The organism is Sporosarcina sp. ANT_H38 (assembly GCF_008369195.1).
Classification (GTDB): domain Bacteria; phylum Bacillota; class Bacilli; order Bacillales_A; family Planococcaceae; genus Sporosarcina.
Map to the genome: position 1 here is coordinate 2,089,197 of NZ_VOBC01000001.1, position 12,585 is coordinate 2,101,781.

A 12,585-nucleotide genomic window follows, 5' to 3' on the forward strand; every position below is an offset into this window, starting at 1 on the left:
ATACATTCAACTTAACTAGTTATTGAATAATGTAAGAAACAATATAAACTTTTTGAACTTCCCCATTTTGCATTAACGGGTTCAGTTGTGATTTCAATGCCTCTTCGAAAGCCTGTTTACCGGCTTTCCCTTCAAGATCTTTCGACGTCATTTCGGAAAGTTCCTGAATAACAATATTTTTTACTTGGAAATCTCTTTTTGCCAGTTCTTCTCCAGCTTCTTTATTATCTGTCTGGATTTTCAAAGTAATTTTGATAAATTGTTGACCGCCAAGATTCGTTGTAATTTCTTCAATATCAACGGAAGATTCAATAATTTCATCAATTGTTTGCACTTTTTCTTCATCGCCTTTATTCAACTGCATTACGAGTACAAGACCAACTACGCCGATAAGAGTGATACAAACTAGTATGATAAGGGATACTGTCAACACTTTATTCTTCATCTTCTACACCTCGTATATGCGGATTTGATAACAACTGGACCGCCTTATAAAATTCGATGATGCGGCTGTTCACATCAGCAGCCGTATCAAAGACAACATATTTCGTTCCGGTCGTAAGGGTAATTGTCGTGTCAGGAAATGACTCGACTTTCTCAATGTACAGCGCGTTCAATGTAAACTCGGTTTTGTTTAGACGCGTAAGTCGTATCATATGTAAGGGGCCAGGCATAGAGCCGGCCCGACCCTCCTCTTTTAGTGAAGCTATGTTAGAGTGCCAGATACTGACATCCTATATTATCGTTTTAGATTTACAAGTTCTTGTAAAATTTCATCGGATGTTGTAATGATTCGCGTGTTTGCTTGGAAACCACGTTGTGCAACGATCATTTCTGTGAATTCTTCAGCAAGGTCGACATTGGACATTTCTAGGAAACCAGATTCCGTTTTGCCGAAACCTTGATCGAGCGCAAAACCAGTTACTACCTCACCAGAGTTCGCAGTTTGCCGGAATAAGTTTCCACCCGTTTTCTCAAGTCCACCTGGGTTTGAGAATTTTGCCATTTGAATCTGACCTGCTTCTTGAAGCGTTGCTGTATTATCTGACATCACCTTATCGTAAGCGTTTTTAGCTGTATTGTACGGACCTCGAAGTGGGGTTAAAACTCCTGTAGCTGTGGTTACTGCAGTTGCAGCTGTACCTTTCGCAGTTGTGGCTGTGGCTACAACTGCTTGAGCGGCAGTTACTGCGGCTGCGTCTGCTGGAACAAGAGCTTGAGCTTTTTTCAAATCAGCATCTGCTTTTTTCAAATCTGCATCTGCTTTTTTCAAATCTGCTTCAGCTACTTTCAAAGCTGCTTCAGCTTTTTTAAAAGGTGTTTCAATTGGTTCAAATACAAGCTCAGCTGCTGCAATTTTATCTGCACCACCTGGTGGTAGATCTACATAATAAACCGTACCATCTTGACCTACTGACATGGATGATGCTGTAGTAGGTATCGTAATTTTGCCCAGTTCACCTTGAACATATCTCCCGTCACCATCGACTATGGCTCCCGTACCATCCATGTAGAAGTTCCCTGCTCTTGTATACATAGTTTCATTGCCTTGCATCACTTGGAAAAATCCGTCTCCAGCAACTGCAAGGTCTAATGTATTTCCGGTAAATTGCGTAGACCCACCTGTATGAAGCGTGTCAATCGCAGCAATTTGTGAGCCAAGTCCTACTTGTTTCGGGTTTACCCCACCGCGTGCATCGCCTGGTGCAGAAGCTCCTGCCACAGTTTGTGAAATCAAATCTTTAAAAATCGTACGACCTTTTTTGAATCCGTACGTATTAACGTTGGCGATATTATTACCTAGTACATCTAATTTTGTTTGAAAGTTTCGTAGACCTGAAATTCCTGAATACATTGAGCGTAACATTTATAATTTCCCCTCTCGATTTTAAAAAGTGTAACCGCATCTATCAGTCAACGGTTAGATGGCATCCATAAAGGTCCTGCCAAGTTTAACTAAGCACAATTGTGCCATCGATATTTGTAAATAATTGATCTTTCGCTTCCATTCGATCCATCGCTGTAATGACAGTCGAGTTCTTTGCACTGACGATAAGTGCAGCCTGATCCATTAAGACGAGCGATTCTCTGATTCCCATCTTCTTCGCCTCGTTCACCTTTTCAGTGACATGTTTCCATTCAGCATCCGATATATGAATGTTCCTTTCGGCCAATCGCTCAGAGGCATGCTTACTAATTTTCAGTTCAGTAGGCTGTACCGCTTTATTCAGATGTTCAAGAAACGTTTGTTTTGGACTTTGTGTCAACTGTGGTGATTTACTTTGACGTATAAGCGGTTGTGATGGGATGCGATGGAGATTTATGTTGTCCATATTATCACTCCGTTGGTTTTTCTGTTTCTGGTACTTCTTCATCGATTTCGCTTATTGAAGTAAAGTTTTTACCGTCAATTCGAGTTCCATCTGCTAAAACGTATTGAAGTTTGCCATCTTTATTCGAAACAGCTACGACTTTACCTATTTTCTCTTCCTTGTCGTCCATATAACCTACGAACTTGCCGATAAGCATACTTGCTTCAACGAGGCTGCTCGATCCGCTGGCACTACCCATTACTTCGGAAATATTCCCAGGCGTCAATTCTTTACCGTCATCCATAATGAATATAACAGAGCCATTGTCATACTTAAGGGACACAATCTGATTAACTCCTTCATTGATAACAGAATTGCCATCCTCACCTACCACTGGATTGCCCGAATCATCTAGCTTAAGTTCATGCCATTTGACATCTTTACCGACAAAATTGTTGTATTGAATCAGTTGAGTCTGGTTTTGGACTTCCGCGAATTTATCAAATGACTTCGCCAAGTTCATTGTCTGCTCAAGTGACGAGAACTGCGCCATCTGAGCGATGAACTCATTGTCTTTCATCGGATTCGTTGGGTCCTGATTTTGCAATTGGGTTATAAGCAATTTCATAAAATCATCTTTCCCCAAGGTTCCATCACCAGTTTTACGCTCATCTCGTTGTTTATTGACTAAATAATCCGTCGCTGAAACTGCTTTTTGTCCTTCAATCATTTTTCACGCCTCCAATTCGATCATATACTCCTGAAACGTCATCTCTTCGTCGTCGTTTAATTCATGTTGCTCTTCTTTTTCTTGGCCTTCATTTCTAAAGTGCTGATTAAATGCTTGTTCACGATCGTTTTTCGATGTATCTTGCAGCGTTTGAGAGACGTCTATTCGTTCTACTTGCAGATTTTGTTGAAGGAATGCACTTCTGAGCTGATGCAGCTGACTGTCGAGCATTTCTTTCCCCTGTGCAGTCGATGCCAGAATCCGCGCAGTCATGATGCCATTGACCTGTAGCAGTTCAATCCGAACTTGCCCAAGATGTTCAGGATACAGTTTGATGAGCAGGCGGTTTGTTCCGTCAGCTTGACCAAAATTCGAACGCTTGAAAACGTTTTGCATTTCTTTGATCAATGTATCATTTCGTGCGTTGTTCCGATTTTCCAATTCAGTAAGTGTAAGTTCACCCTTAGCTGCTACAACAGTACCGAACGCACTACTAGCAACCTGTTGAGATGCATCTTTGGTACCCATTGTCGCAGATGATTCTGATCCTTTTTCCGCAGTCCCATCATCTGTCATCGTTCTCCCTGCATCTGCATGAACGGCAAATCGTGAGATGTTTTTCGACTCCATCAATCCTGCTATGACATTTTTCGCAGAACTGTTAGAATGAAGTACTTTTTCAAAATGTTCACCCGCTGTCGCAAGATAACCTTGCAGCGTGAAAACTTGCTGTTCTTGTTTCATAAGTAAATCGGTTTTTGGTGCGGTAAGTTCTGCTGTTTTCAGCAACGTTAACAGTTCGATTGCCTGTTGTTTCGGTATTTCACCTTTTCCTTCTAGCGCATCCGTCAATTGTTTAAAAAACTGAGGAGCCACTTTGTCTAAGGCATTCAATACAGTCCAAAAATCGTTCGTATTAGCAATTACCGATAGTTCACCTTCATCGAGACCCGCCGTTTCCAATAGCTGAAGTAAACTTTCAAGCAATTGTTTCGGTTCAAGGTCAAGTAAGCTGGCAAGCTCTTCTAGATTACCCAAGTTAGTAAGCGAGTCTAGTTTACTTATGGATTCTTCACTTTCATCACCAGTTAGACCTTTAATAGCAGTCTCAAGTTCTTCTATAGAAGTTGCATTAAAAATGGCCATTAACGATTCGTCAGGTATTCCGCTAGCAATTGATTCTTGAGCAGGTACGACAGCTAATTGGGCTTTTCCAGCTATTCCACTAAAGACTGAACCAAATGTACCAGCTAGCGGTTGACCCGCTTGCATTCTATTCGTCGACGATTGCAAGCTCTTCCCAGCCATTGCTTGTAATGATGCGATGTTCACTTATTCACCTCCCTTCACCAGTACGGAAAAAAACAGCTATTACTTAGTCATCATCGACATATATTTCGCCGCATCTTCAGGTGACATTTTTTCGAGAATTGAAGCAAGTGTAGCAGATTTTAAGTTTGTCAAAACCCGTATTGCTTCTGCATCACTCATTTTCGTAATGACAGGCGCTGAAGATTTTGCGGACATTTGCTCAAATGTCGTTACGATTTCATTAAAGACTTTTTTAGAGTCATCTTTATCGCGTATAAGTACTGCGATCTCGTCTAGGAGCTTTTCTTGTTCAATCAGCAATCTCTCATTTTCATCAGCTGACTTATCGAGATCTTGCTGGACTTTGAAAATTTGGGCTTCTTTCTCTTGAATTTCTGCCTGCATCGCCACAACTCGCTCTTCGAGTACGAGATCACCTGCAACGGGATTATCTTGCTTCTTTTCAGATATGAACGGCAAGTCACCGGACAACTCTTTCGCCTTGTCGAATACGTTGACATCTGCGAATTTTGCAAGGATTAGAATCAGCGCCGTTGTAAATAAAAGCGGAATAAGTACCCAGAGCAAAAGTTTTTGGAATACGCCGCTTTTCTCCTCTATTTCAACCTTAGATATTTGTTCTGTTTGTTTAGTCTTTTTCACCAAATTATCACCTGTTTTCTCTGCTGCGGAACTTCAACGTCGACAATTCATCGAGTTGAATCGCTTCCAGCTGTTCCATCTCAGCGCGATGATGTTCACGATCTTTTTCTTTCATTTTTTCGAATTTCCGAACCTCTAGCGTCTTTTCCAACAGTTTATTCTCATACCAATTCATTTTCGAGCGAGCTTGTATGACTTGCTGTTGCATTTCCGCGATCCTCTTCTCTAAACTGCCTATGAAACGAGAATAGTGATGAATTTCATTGACCGAAAAACCGATCGTCATCTTTATCTGCTGCGCCACAAGAATATCTTCTTTCTTTTTCAGTAAATCATATAATTTATTTGCAACTGTCTCAAATGCCTCAACCGACCCTTTAAATTCCACTTCAGTTTCGGTTTTTTCTTGTTCTCGGTAAGTAAGCACTTTATCAAATCGGTAATTGTAAGGCTTCATGCTCTACTGCCTCCCCGAGCCAAGTGACACAAGCTCTGCAATACTGTCTTCAATTGAAATATTGTCTTTGAAACCTTGTTTTAAGAAATTCGTTATAAGTGGTTCGAATTCAATCGCTTGGTCTATTTCCTTTGACGTTCCACGCTTATATGCTCCTATATTGATAAGGTCTTCGGATTTATCATAGGTGTAGTAAAGATCACGCAACCGCTCTGCCGCTTTTACATGCTCCGAATCTGCAATGTGGTTCATTAGCCGGCTAACGCTTTTCAATACATTGATAGCTGGATATTGCCCTCTGTTTGCAAGTGTCCTATCCAGTACGATGTGACCATCTAGAATTCCCCGGACAGCATCAGCAATCGGTTCATTCATATCATCGCCATCCACAAGAACTGTGTAGAACGCCGTAATGGATCCGTGCTCATTGGTGCCTGTACGTTCCAGTAATTTTGGCAAAATAGCAAAGACAGAAGGTGTATAACCCCGTGTAGCAGGCGGTTCCCCGACAGCCAGTCCTATTTCTCGCTGCGCCATTGCTACCCGTGTAACAGAGTCCATCATGAGCATGACGTTCATACCTTTGTCTCTGAAATACTCAGCGATTGCAGTCGCCGTAAACGCTCCTTTAATACGCATAAGTGCAGGCTGGTCGGATGTTGTAGCAACAACAATCGACCTGCTCATTCCTTCAGGTCCAAGATCACGTTCGATGAATTCACGGACTTCACGACCACGCTCACCAATCAGTGCAATTACATTTAGATCAGCTGTCGTATTGCGAGCAATCATTCCGAGCAAAGTACTTTTTCCAACACCAGATCCCGCAAAAATTCCGACACGCTGTCCTTTTCCCACTGTCAACATGCCATCAATCGCCTTGACACCAACGGATAGCTTTTCGAAGATTGGCGGACGAGTGAGGGCATTAGGAGGGTCTTGTTCTGTCCTTACAGTCGTCAACCCCCTCGGAAGGACGCTGTTATCGATTGGGTTCCCCATCGAATCTAGCACTTTCCCTACTAAATTCATGCCTACCTTGATTTCAAGTGGTTTTCCCAAACTTTCTACAAGACAGCCGCTGGATATATCACGGATATTCGTATAAGGCATAAGAATGACAATTTCTTCTTTAAATCCTACGACTTCTGCTTTAATAATCGAATCGTCCCCACCAGAGCTATTTATATGGATATGACAGACATCTCCAATTGAACTTTCAGGTCCTTGTGACTCAATCATTAATCCAACGACGCGGACAACGCGGCCCAACCTCTTGAAAGTTTTCACATTAGGAATGACTGCAATCAATTCCTCTGCTTTTTTCATCATCAATCACCACTTTCCATGATTCCGATGAGTTTTTCTCTTAATTGATTCAGCTGTTCGTCGATGCTGACAACAATACGCCCATGATTTGTCTCGATAAAGCATTCTGTTGATTCGAAATCATCATTTACAAAAATAAGAAATGGTACACTCGGAGGGAAAATTGATGCAAGTTCAGAACGATTATCGGAAACTAATTGAAAATAATCGAGAGATACATACAACTTAATTTCTTTCATTTCACGTGTTTCTTTCAGTGCTCTTTTAACAACAGACAAATAAATTCCTACATCGTCTTGCAGCTTTTGCCCAATTATCCGTCCTGCAGATTGCATCGCAAGTTCAAGTATGACCGGTTCCTGGCTTACAAGATATTGACGTGCATTTTCAAATGAAGTCTCTGTTGTTTTATTTGCTATGTGAAGAGAGGCTGCCATGTCTGATAACGATTTGTTATGACCTTCTTCGTAGCCGATTTGAAACCCTTCATCATACGCCTGTTGCTGAAGTACCGTTTTCTCATTTTCCCAAGCTGATTGCATCGTTAGGATATCTTCAGTAGCAGCTAGTCTTAACTGTTCGATTGCCGCTTTTTCCTGCTCATTAATCTTATTGGCTTCTTTAAACAAACGGTCTCGTTCAGCAAGTATGGAATCTAGTGACAAACTTGACGTATTGTCAGCTTCTAGCGGAACCAATAGGCTGCGAATGGAGATTTCTTTTGTTTTTCCATCTTCCAATTTCGTATTAAATGAACGAAATACGTTAGACAATGATGTCATCTCCTCCGCCACGGGCGATTATGATTTCACCTGATTCTTCCAGTCGACGAATAGTGCTGACAATACGAGATTGAGCTTCTTCCACGTCTTTCAAACGTACAGGTCCCATAACTTCCATCTCTTCTTGGAACGATTCGGCCATCCGTTGAGACATATTCCTGAACAAGACTTCCTTCACTTCTTCACTAGAAACTTTCAACGATAAGATTAAGTCTTCATTTTCACAGTCACGGATAATACGCTGAATCGAACGGTTATCCAATGTGACAATATCTTCGAATACGAACATTCTTTTCCGAATTTCCTCTGCTAGTTCCGGATTTTGAATTTCTAGTGCATCCAGAATTGTCTTTTCCGTTGTTCTGTCAACTCCATTAAGCACCTCAACAACTGCATCGATGCCACCTGTTTCCGTGTGATCCTGCGTAACAGTTGAGGAAAGTTTACGTTCAAGAACTGCCTCAATTTCACTGATTACTTCCGGAGAAGTCGAGTCCATCGTCGCAATTCTTTTAGCAATATCCGCCTGCATTTCTTGTGGTAGGGAGGACAAAATCATTCCCGCCTGTCCCGCCTCTAAGTATGACAAGATAAGCGCAATTGTTTGAGGATGCTCATTTTGAATGAAATTCAAAATTTGTGACGGGTCGGCACGTCTCGCAAAATCGAAAGGCCGCACTTGTAATGAAGATGTTAAGCGGTTGATAATTGCTTGAGCATGTTCTTTACCTAGCGCTTTTTCAAGCACTGTTTTCGCATAGCCGATACCCCCTTGCGAGATATAATCCTGAGCAAGTGCAATATTATGGAACTCTTCGATAATTCCATCTTTCACGGATGCCTCAACTTTTTTGACACCGGAGATTTCAAGCGTTAATCTCTCAATTTCTTCTTCATTTAAATGCTTATAAATTGCCGCCGATACTTCCGGACCGAGGGAAATGAGCAAAAGTGCTGCTTTCTGTTTTCCTGTCATTCCTTTTTCTTTCTTAACCACAGTTCATCCCTCCGTCATTCCTCGGCTATCCATGTACGCAATAGTTTGGCAAATTCTTCTGGTTTCTCTTTCGCCATCTTCTCGAGTTGTTTCCTACGGACAGTTCCTTCTGTTTCAAGTTCATTATTAATGTCATCTACATCAAATGATGCAAGCTGTTCTTCCAAAATCAGTTCTTCTTCAAGCTCTTCCGCATTTCGTCGATTCTTAAAGTACATAAATACAAGTACACCGATAACGAGAAGAAGTACCCCACCAATCACGTAAATCCACCATGGAATTGCGGACTTCGGTGTTGGGTCGGCGACTGTCTTGCCATTGAAAGGCTGTACGGAAACAGCAATTTTGTCATCCAACTCTTCCGTAGTTAACTCTCCAGCAGCCTCTTTGTCGATTGACGTCCGAATGATTGTCTCGAGTATGCGCTGAACATCATCTTGCATTCCCGGTGGCATTGACGTTGTATCATCTGCAATTGGAGGTTCAACCATTACCTGAATTCCGATATCCCGAATTTTATAAGGGCTTTCGACAATTTCTTTACGGATTTTGTTCACTTCGTTGTTTACAGTTTCCTCTATTTTTTCATAATCGCCGTTCGAAAATGCCCCTTCCACATAACCGGTTCCATTATCTGTAGCATCTTCCGCCGCTGGAGTCCCGCCCTCTAATGGGTTATTTCCTGTAAACGACTCTGTAAGACGTTGCACACTAAGTGCAATTCCTTCCATACTTTCCTCGTCGACAGGCAATACAAGATTCTCTTCCCTGTTTTCAAGTTGGAAATCGATATCTGTTGTGACTGAAACAACAACTTTGTCTTGTCCCATCATTGTTCCTAACATCATCTGTACTTGGCGTTGTAAATCACGTTCAATTGTCTTTTTGAGCGTCATCTGATCCGTAATACTAGGTCCATATGCAGTATCGGTAGCTTTCAAATCGAAATACTCTGAGTACTGGTTCATGATGACAATATCATCGGTCGACAAATTCGGTATACTTTTGGATACTAGTTTATAAAGTGCAGTAATTTGCGGTTCTGTGAATTGATGTCCTGCATCAGTTTTCAACATAATTGACGCACTTGCCTGTCCCGTATTCTCATTTAAGAAAACACTCTCTGTAGGCAATGTGATCATCACATCCGCGTCTTTCACTCCTTCAATTCCTTTAATAATGTTCGCAAGTTCAGTTTGCATCGAGGCAAGTTTAATCATATTGAACTCATTGTCCGTCGTTCCAAATCCCGCATTTTCTGCAAAGAATGAGTAATCAATCATTCCAGTGTTTGGGAAACCTTCTGCTGCAAGAGATACAAGCAAAGAATCCACGTTTTCCTGTGGCACTAGAATCGACGTTCCACCTGGCGCAACCTTATTTTGCACTCCTTGAGCATCTAGCTGTTCTTTAATTCGTCCAATTTCTGCCCGAGATACATCCGAATAGAGTGGCACAAATTCCGTTCTAGATAGAAAATAAGTTAGAAAAGCAGCGATTAATATAACGGCTAAAGCAGATCCGATATATGTAGTTTTTTGTTTTTTCGTACGACTTAACCAAAACGCTTGAATATCCGTTTTGATTTTCGCCAATCTTTCATTCATTGTAATCCCCCGGTCAGCTTACGTAGTTCAAATATGCGGCTCAACACAAATAATGCTTGGAATTAAACAGGCATCCGGATGACTTCCTGATATGCTTCGATTACTTTATTCCGCACTTCCATCGTTGCATTTAACGCAATCGACGCCTTTTGGGCTGTAATCATGACATCATGAAGTTCGACATCTCCACCAGTCACTAGTTTTTCTGTCATTACGTCCGATTCTTGCTGCTTGTTATTTACGCCATCTATTGCAGCTTTCAAGAATTCCCCAAAATTTTGCTGCGCCTCATATGGTGTTGAAGTTGGTATTGTTTGGTTTTCCATCTTAAGTACACCTGTCGATTGCGCAGCATTAAATATTGATTGTATAGCCATTAAAGAAACATCCTTCCAGTATCATTATTTACCGATTTCAAGTGCTTTCATTAGCATTGATTTATTGGCATTCATCACGGTCACGTTTGCTTCATAAGAACGCGTAGCGGACATCAGGTCAATCATTTCCCGTAACGGATCGACATTTGGCATTGATACATACCCTTCGTCATTGGCATCGGGATGAGAAGGATCATAGACAAGTTTAAAGGGCGTTTCGGTATCTTCTTTAATCTTAGAGACCGTAACGCCATTTCCTACTGAACCATTTATTTGTTTACCCATTGAAGCATTTAACATCGATGAGAATTGCCCTTCTCGCGGTTGAAATGTTACTGATTTGCGGCGATATGGTTGCCACTCACCGTCTACCATTTTCCCTCGCGTTGTATCGATGTTCGCCATATTCGATGAAATGACATCCATCCGCATGCGTTGTGCAGTCAATGCAGAAGCAGACGTGTTCAAACTATGGAATATCGTCAATGTTAACGACCTCCTTTAATAACATTTTGTAATGAATTGAACTTTCCGCTGATACGGTCGACAACTGCATTATAGTAAATTTGATTTGCCGCGAGATCAGCTTGTTCCTTATCCATATCTACACCATTTCCATCTTGACGATAGCGAAGATTGGAATAATTAAAAACACCAGTGCTCGTTGCATTAGATTTGAAATCAATATGCCGGTCGTCTGTTTTATAAGCCTCTAACGAATTCGCTTGAGCATTTGTCAAAACTTCTTTAAAACTGACATTTTTCGCTTTATAATTTGGCGTGTCGATATTTGCTATATTTTGCGAGATCGCTTTCCCTTTTGTTGCAGAAAAGTCCAGCCCTCGTTCCAATTGAGAAATCGTCTTACCGAATAAATTCAATATTCCCACCTCTTGTTCCAGCTATTGGTGAATCAAAACATAATCAATAAACATTAGTAAACTAGTATTATTAAGTCATAATCATATTGTATCGGATTTTGATGATTCCTGTCTATAATAAGAAAGGGAATATCATTAGTTCAAAACAACCTTTTTCAGAACAGGATAATTATATATAAAGCTATAACAGTTCAAAAGTCACTATTCTCCCGTCACTACTACGTATTTCCACCTAAAACTAGTCAATTTCCTCTATATCATTTCAAATTAAAACTACACAAAAAAAACACTTCTTCCAGAATTCAGAAGAAGTGTTTTTATACATTTTATATACTTATGATTTTTGTTTTTCAAGTTCTTCAAGGAATTTATTGTTAAGAACTTTGATGTATGTTCCTTTCATTCCTAGGGAACGAGATTCAATGACACCAGCACTTTCTAGTTTACGTAGTGCATTTACGATTACTGAACGTGTAATACCTACACGGTCTGCAATTTTAGATGCTACAAGTAGACCTTCATTGCCGTCAAGCTCATGGAAAATGTGTTCAATCGCTTCGTGTTCACTGTAAGAAAGTGAGTTGATAGCCATTTGAACAACTGCTTTACTACGTGCTTCAATTTCAATTTTCTCTGATTTCTCGCGTAAAATTTCCATTCCTACAACAGTTGCGCCATATTCCGCAAGAATCAAATCATCATCCTGGAAGTCATCTTTCAGTCTAGCCAAGATAAGCGTACCAAGGCGTTCCCCACCACCGATGATTGGAACAATCGTCGTTAAGCCATCTTTGAATAGTTCACGATTTTCAACTGGGAAGACCGTGTGTGAGCTGTATACATCCAAGTTAGAAGAGGTTTCTCTTACTTCAAACAAACGGTTTGTATATTCTTCAGGGAATTTACGATCAACGAACATTTGCTTCATGCGTTCGTTTTCGATTTGGTGGTGTATTTCTAAACCAAGTAATTTCCCTTTTCTGCTTACGATGAAAGCATTACAGTCGATAACAGAGCTAAGCTTTTCAGCCATCTCCTTAAAGTTTACTGGTTTCCCTGCCGATTCTTGAAGCATTGCGTTAATTTCACGTGTTTTTGTTAATAATTTCATTTGTTTTTTTCCTCCTCAAAATACTTGC

16 protein-coding genes are annotated in these 12,585 nt (G+C 40.8%); all 16 read right to left on the reverse strand.

The window, feature by feature from the left end; genetic code table 11:
- Window positions 1-19: 19 nt before the first annotated feature.
- Window positions 20-445 (reverse strand): flagellar basal body-associated protein FliL, encoded by a 426-nt coding sequence (gene fliL / locus FQ087_RS09865; RefSeq protein ID WP_149580272.1) that lies wholly within the window; start codon window positions 443-445, stop codon window positions 20-22.
- Complete coding sequence (locus tag FQ087_RS09870) at window positions 435-656, reverse strand: flagellar FlbD family protein (protein WP_149580837.1); 222 nt, start codon at window positions 654-656, stop codon at window positions 435-437. Before FQ087_RS09870 ends, fliL begins: the two co-directional genes overlap by 11 nt.
- Window positions 657-739: 83 nt before the next feature.
- Window positions 740-1,867 carry a flagellar hook-basal body complex protein gene (locus tag FQ087_RS09875; protein ID WP_149580273.1) on the reverse strand — a complete coding sequence of 376 codons (1,128 nt, stop codon included), beginning with the start codon at window positions 1,865-1,867 and terminating at the stop codon, window positions 740-742.
- Between the two features lie 85 nt (window positions 1,868-1,952).
- Window positions 1,953-2,333: a TIGR02530 family flagellar biosynthesis protein gene (locus FQ087_RS09880; RefSeq protein WP_149580274.1), complete on the reverse strand. Its 381-nt coding sequence runs from the start codon at window positions 2,331-2,333 to the stop codon at window positions 1,953-1,955.
- Window positions 2,334-2,337: 4 nt separating this feature from the next.
- A complete protein-coding gene (flgD, locus tag FQ087_RS09885) occupies window positions 2,338-3,042 on the reverse strand; it encodes a flagellar hook assembly protein FlgD (RefSeq protein ID WP_149580275.1) in 705 nt (234 codons plus the stop codon).
- Window positions 3,043-3,045: 3 nt separating this feature from the next.
- Complete coding sequence (locus FQ087_RS09890) at window positions 3,046-4,374, reverse strand: flagellar hook-length control protein FliK (RefSeq protein WP_149580276.1); 1,329 nt, start codon at window positions 4,372-4,374, stop codon at window positions 3,046-3,048.
- Window positions 4,375-4,413: 39 nt separating this feature from the next.
- Entirely contained in the window at window positions 4,414-5,016 is a 603-nt protein-coding gene (locus FQ087_RS09895; RefSeq protein ID WP_149580277.1) for a MotE family protein, read from the reverse strand.
- Window positions 5,017-5,023: 7 nt separating this feature from the next.
- Entirely contained in the window at window positions 5,024-5,473 is a 450-nt protein-coding gene (gene fliJ, locus FQ087_RS09900; RefSeq protein WP_149580278.1) for a flagellar export protein FliJ, read from the reverse strand.
- A 3-nt stretch (window positions 5,474-5,476) separates the two neighbouring features.
- Window positions 5,477-6,802, reverse strand: a complete 1,326-nt coding sequence (fliI, locus tag FQ087_RS09905; RefSeq protein ID WP_149580838.1) for a flagellar protein export ATPase FliI — start codon at window positions 6,800-6,802, stop codon at window positions 5,477-5,479.
- 2 nt (window positions 6,803-6,804) lie between these two features.
- On the reverse strand, window positions 6,805-7,584 hold the full coding sequence (gene fliH, locus FQ087_RS09910) for a flagellar assembly protein FliH (protein WP_149580279.1): 780 nt from the start codon (window positions 7,582-7,584) through the stop codon (window positions 6,805-6,807).
- Window positions 7,568-8,581: a flagellar motor switch protein FliG gene (gene fliG, locus FQ087_RS09915; RefSeq protein WP_149580280.1), complete on the reverse strand. Its 1,014-nt coding sequence runs from the start codon at window positions 8,579-8,581 to the stop codon at window positions 7,568-7,570. Before fliG ends, fliH begins: the two co-directional genes overlap by 17 nt.
- Window positions 8,582-8,595: 14 nt before the next feature.
- A complete protein-coding gene (gene fliF, locus FQ087_RS09920; RefSeq protein WP_149580281.1) occupies window positions 8,596-10,188 on the reverse strand; it encodes a flagellar basal-body MS-ring/collar protein FliF in 1,593 nt (530 codons plus the stop codon).
- A gap of 62 nt (window positions 10,189-10,250) precedes the next feature.
- Window positions 10,251-10,565, reverse strand: coding sequence for a flagellar hook-basal body complex protein FliE (fliE, locus tag FQ087_RS09925; protein ID WP_149580282.1), 315 nt, complete (start codon window positions 10,563-10,565; stop codon window positions 10,251-10,253).
- 24 nt (window positions 10,566-10,589) lie between these two features.
- Entirely contained in the window at window positions 10,590-11,051 is a 462-nt protein-coding gene (gene flgC, locus FQ087_RS09930; protein WP_149580283.1) for a flagellar basal body rod protein FlgC, read from the reverse strand.
- A gap of 2 nt (window positions 11,052-11,053) precedes the next feature.
- Window positions 11,054-11,446, reverse strand: coding sequence for a flagellar basal body rod protein FlgB (gene flgB, locus FQ087_RS09935; protein ID WP_149580284.1), 393 nt, complete (start codon window positions 11,444-11,446; stop codon window positions 11,054-11,056).
- Window positions 11,447-11,780: 334 nt separating this feature from the next.
- Window positions 11,781-12,557 carry a GTP-sensing pleiotropic transcriptional regulator CodY gene (gene codY / locus FQ087_RS09940; protein ID WP_149580285.1) on the reverse strand — a complete coding sequence of 259 codons (777 nt, stop codon included), beginning with the start codon at window positions 12,555-12,557 and terminating at the stop codon, window positions 11,781-11,783.
- Between the last annotated feature and the right edge of the window lie 28 nt (window positions 12,558-12,585).

What these genes read in the sequence shown, in the direction of transcription:
- fliL (WP_149580272.1), bottom strand. Translation starts at nt 445, where the DNA reads ATGAAGAATAAAGTGTTGACAGTATCCCTTATCATACTAGTTTGTATC.
- FQ087_RS09870 (WP_149580837.1), bottom strand. Translation starts at nt 656, where the DNA reads ATGATACGACTTACGCGTCTAAACAAAACCGAGTTTACATTGAACGCG.
- FQ087_RS09875 (WP_149580273.1), bottom strand. Translation starts at nt 1,867, where the DNA reads ATGTTACGCTCAATGTATTCAGGAATTTCAGGTCTACGAAACTTTCAA.
- FQ087_RS09880 (WP_149580274.1), bottom strand. Translation starts at nt 2,333, where the DNA reads ATGGACAACATAAATCTCCATCGCATCCCATCACAACCGCTTATACGT.
- flgD (WP_149580275.1), bottom strand. Translation starts at nt 3,042, where the DNA reads ATGATTGAAGGACAAAAAGCAGTTTCAGCGACGGATTATTTAGTCAAT.
- fliJ (WP_149580278.1), bottom strand. Translation starts at nt 5,473, where the DNA reads ATGAAGCCTTACAATTACCGATTTGATAAAGTGCTTACTTACCGAGAA.
- fliI (WP_149580838.1), bottom strand. Translation starts at nt 6,802, where the DNA reads ATGAAAAAAGCAGAGGAATTGATTGCAGTCATTCCTAATGTGAAAACT.
- fliH (WP_149580279.1), bottom strand. Translation starts at nt 7,584, where the DNA reads ATGACATCATTGTCTAACGTATTTCGTTCATTTAATACGAAATTGGAA.
- fliF (WP_149580281.1), bottom strand. Translation starts at nt 10,188, where the DNA reads ATGAATGAAAGATTGGCGAAAATCAAAACGGATATTCAAGCGTTTTGG.
- fliE (WP_149580282.1), bottom strand. Translation starts at nt 10,565, where the DNA reads ATGGCTATACAATCAATATTTAATGCTGCGCAATCGACAGGTGTACTT.
- codY (WP_149580285.1), bottom strand. Translation starts at nt 12,557, where the DNA reads ATGAAATTATTAACAAAAACACGTGAAATTAACGCAATGCTTCAAGAA.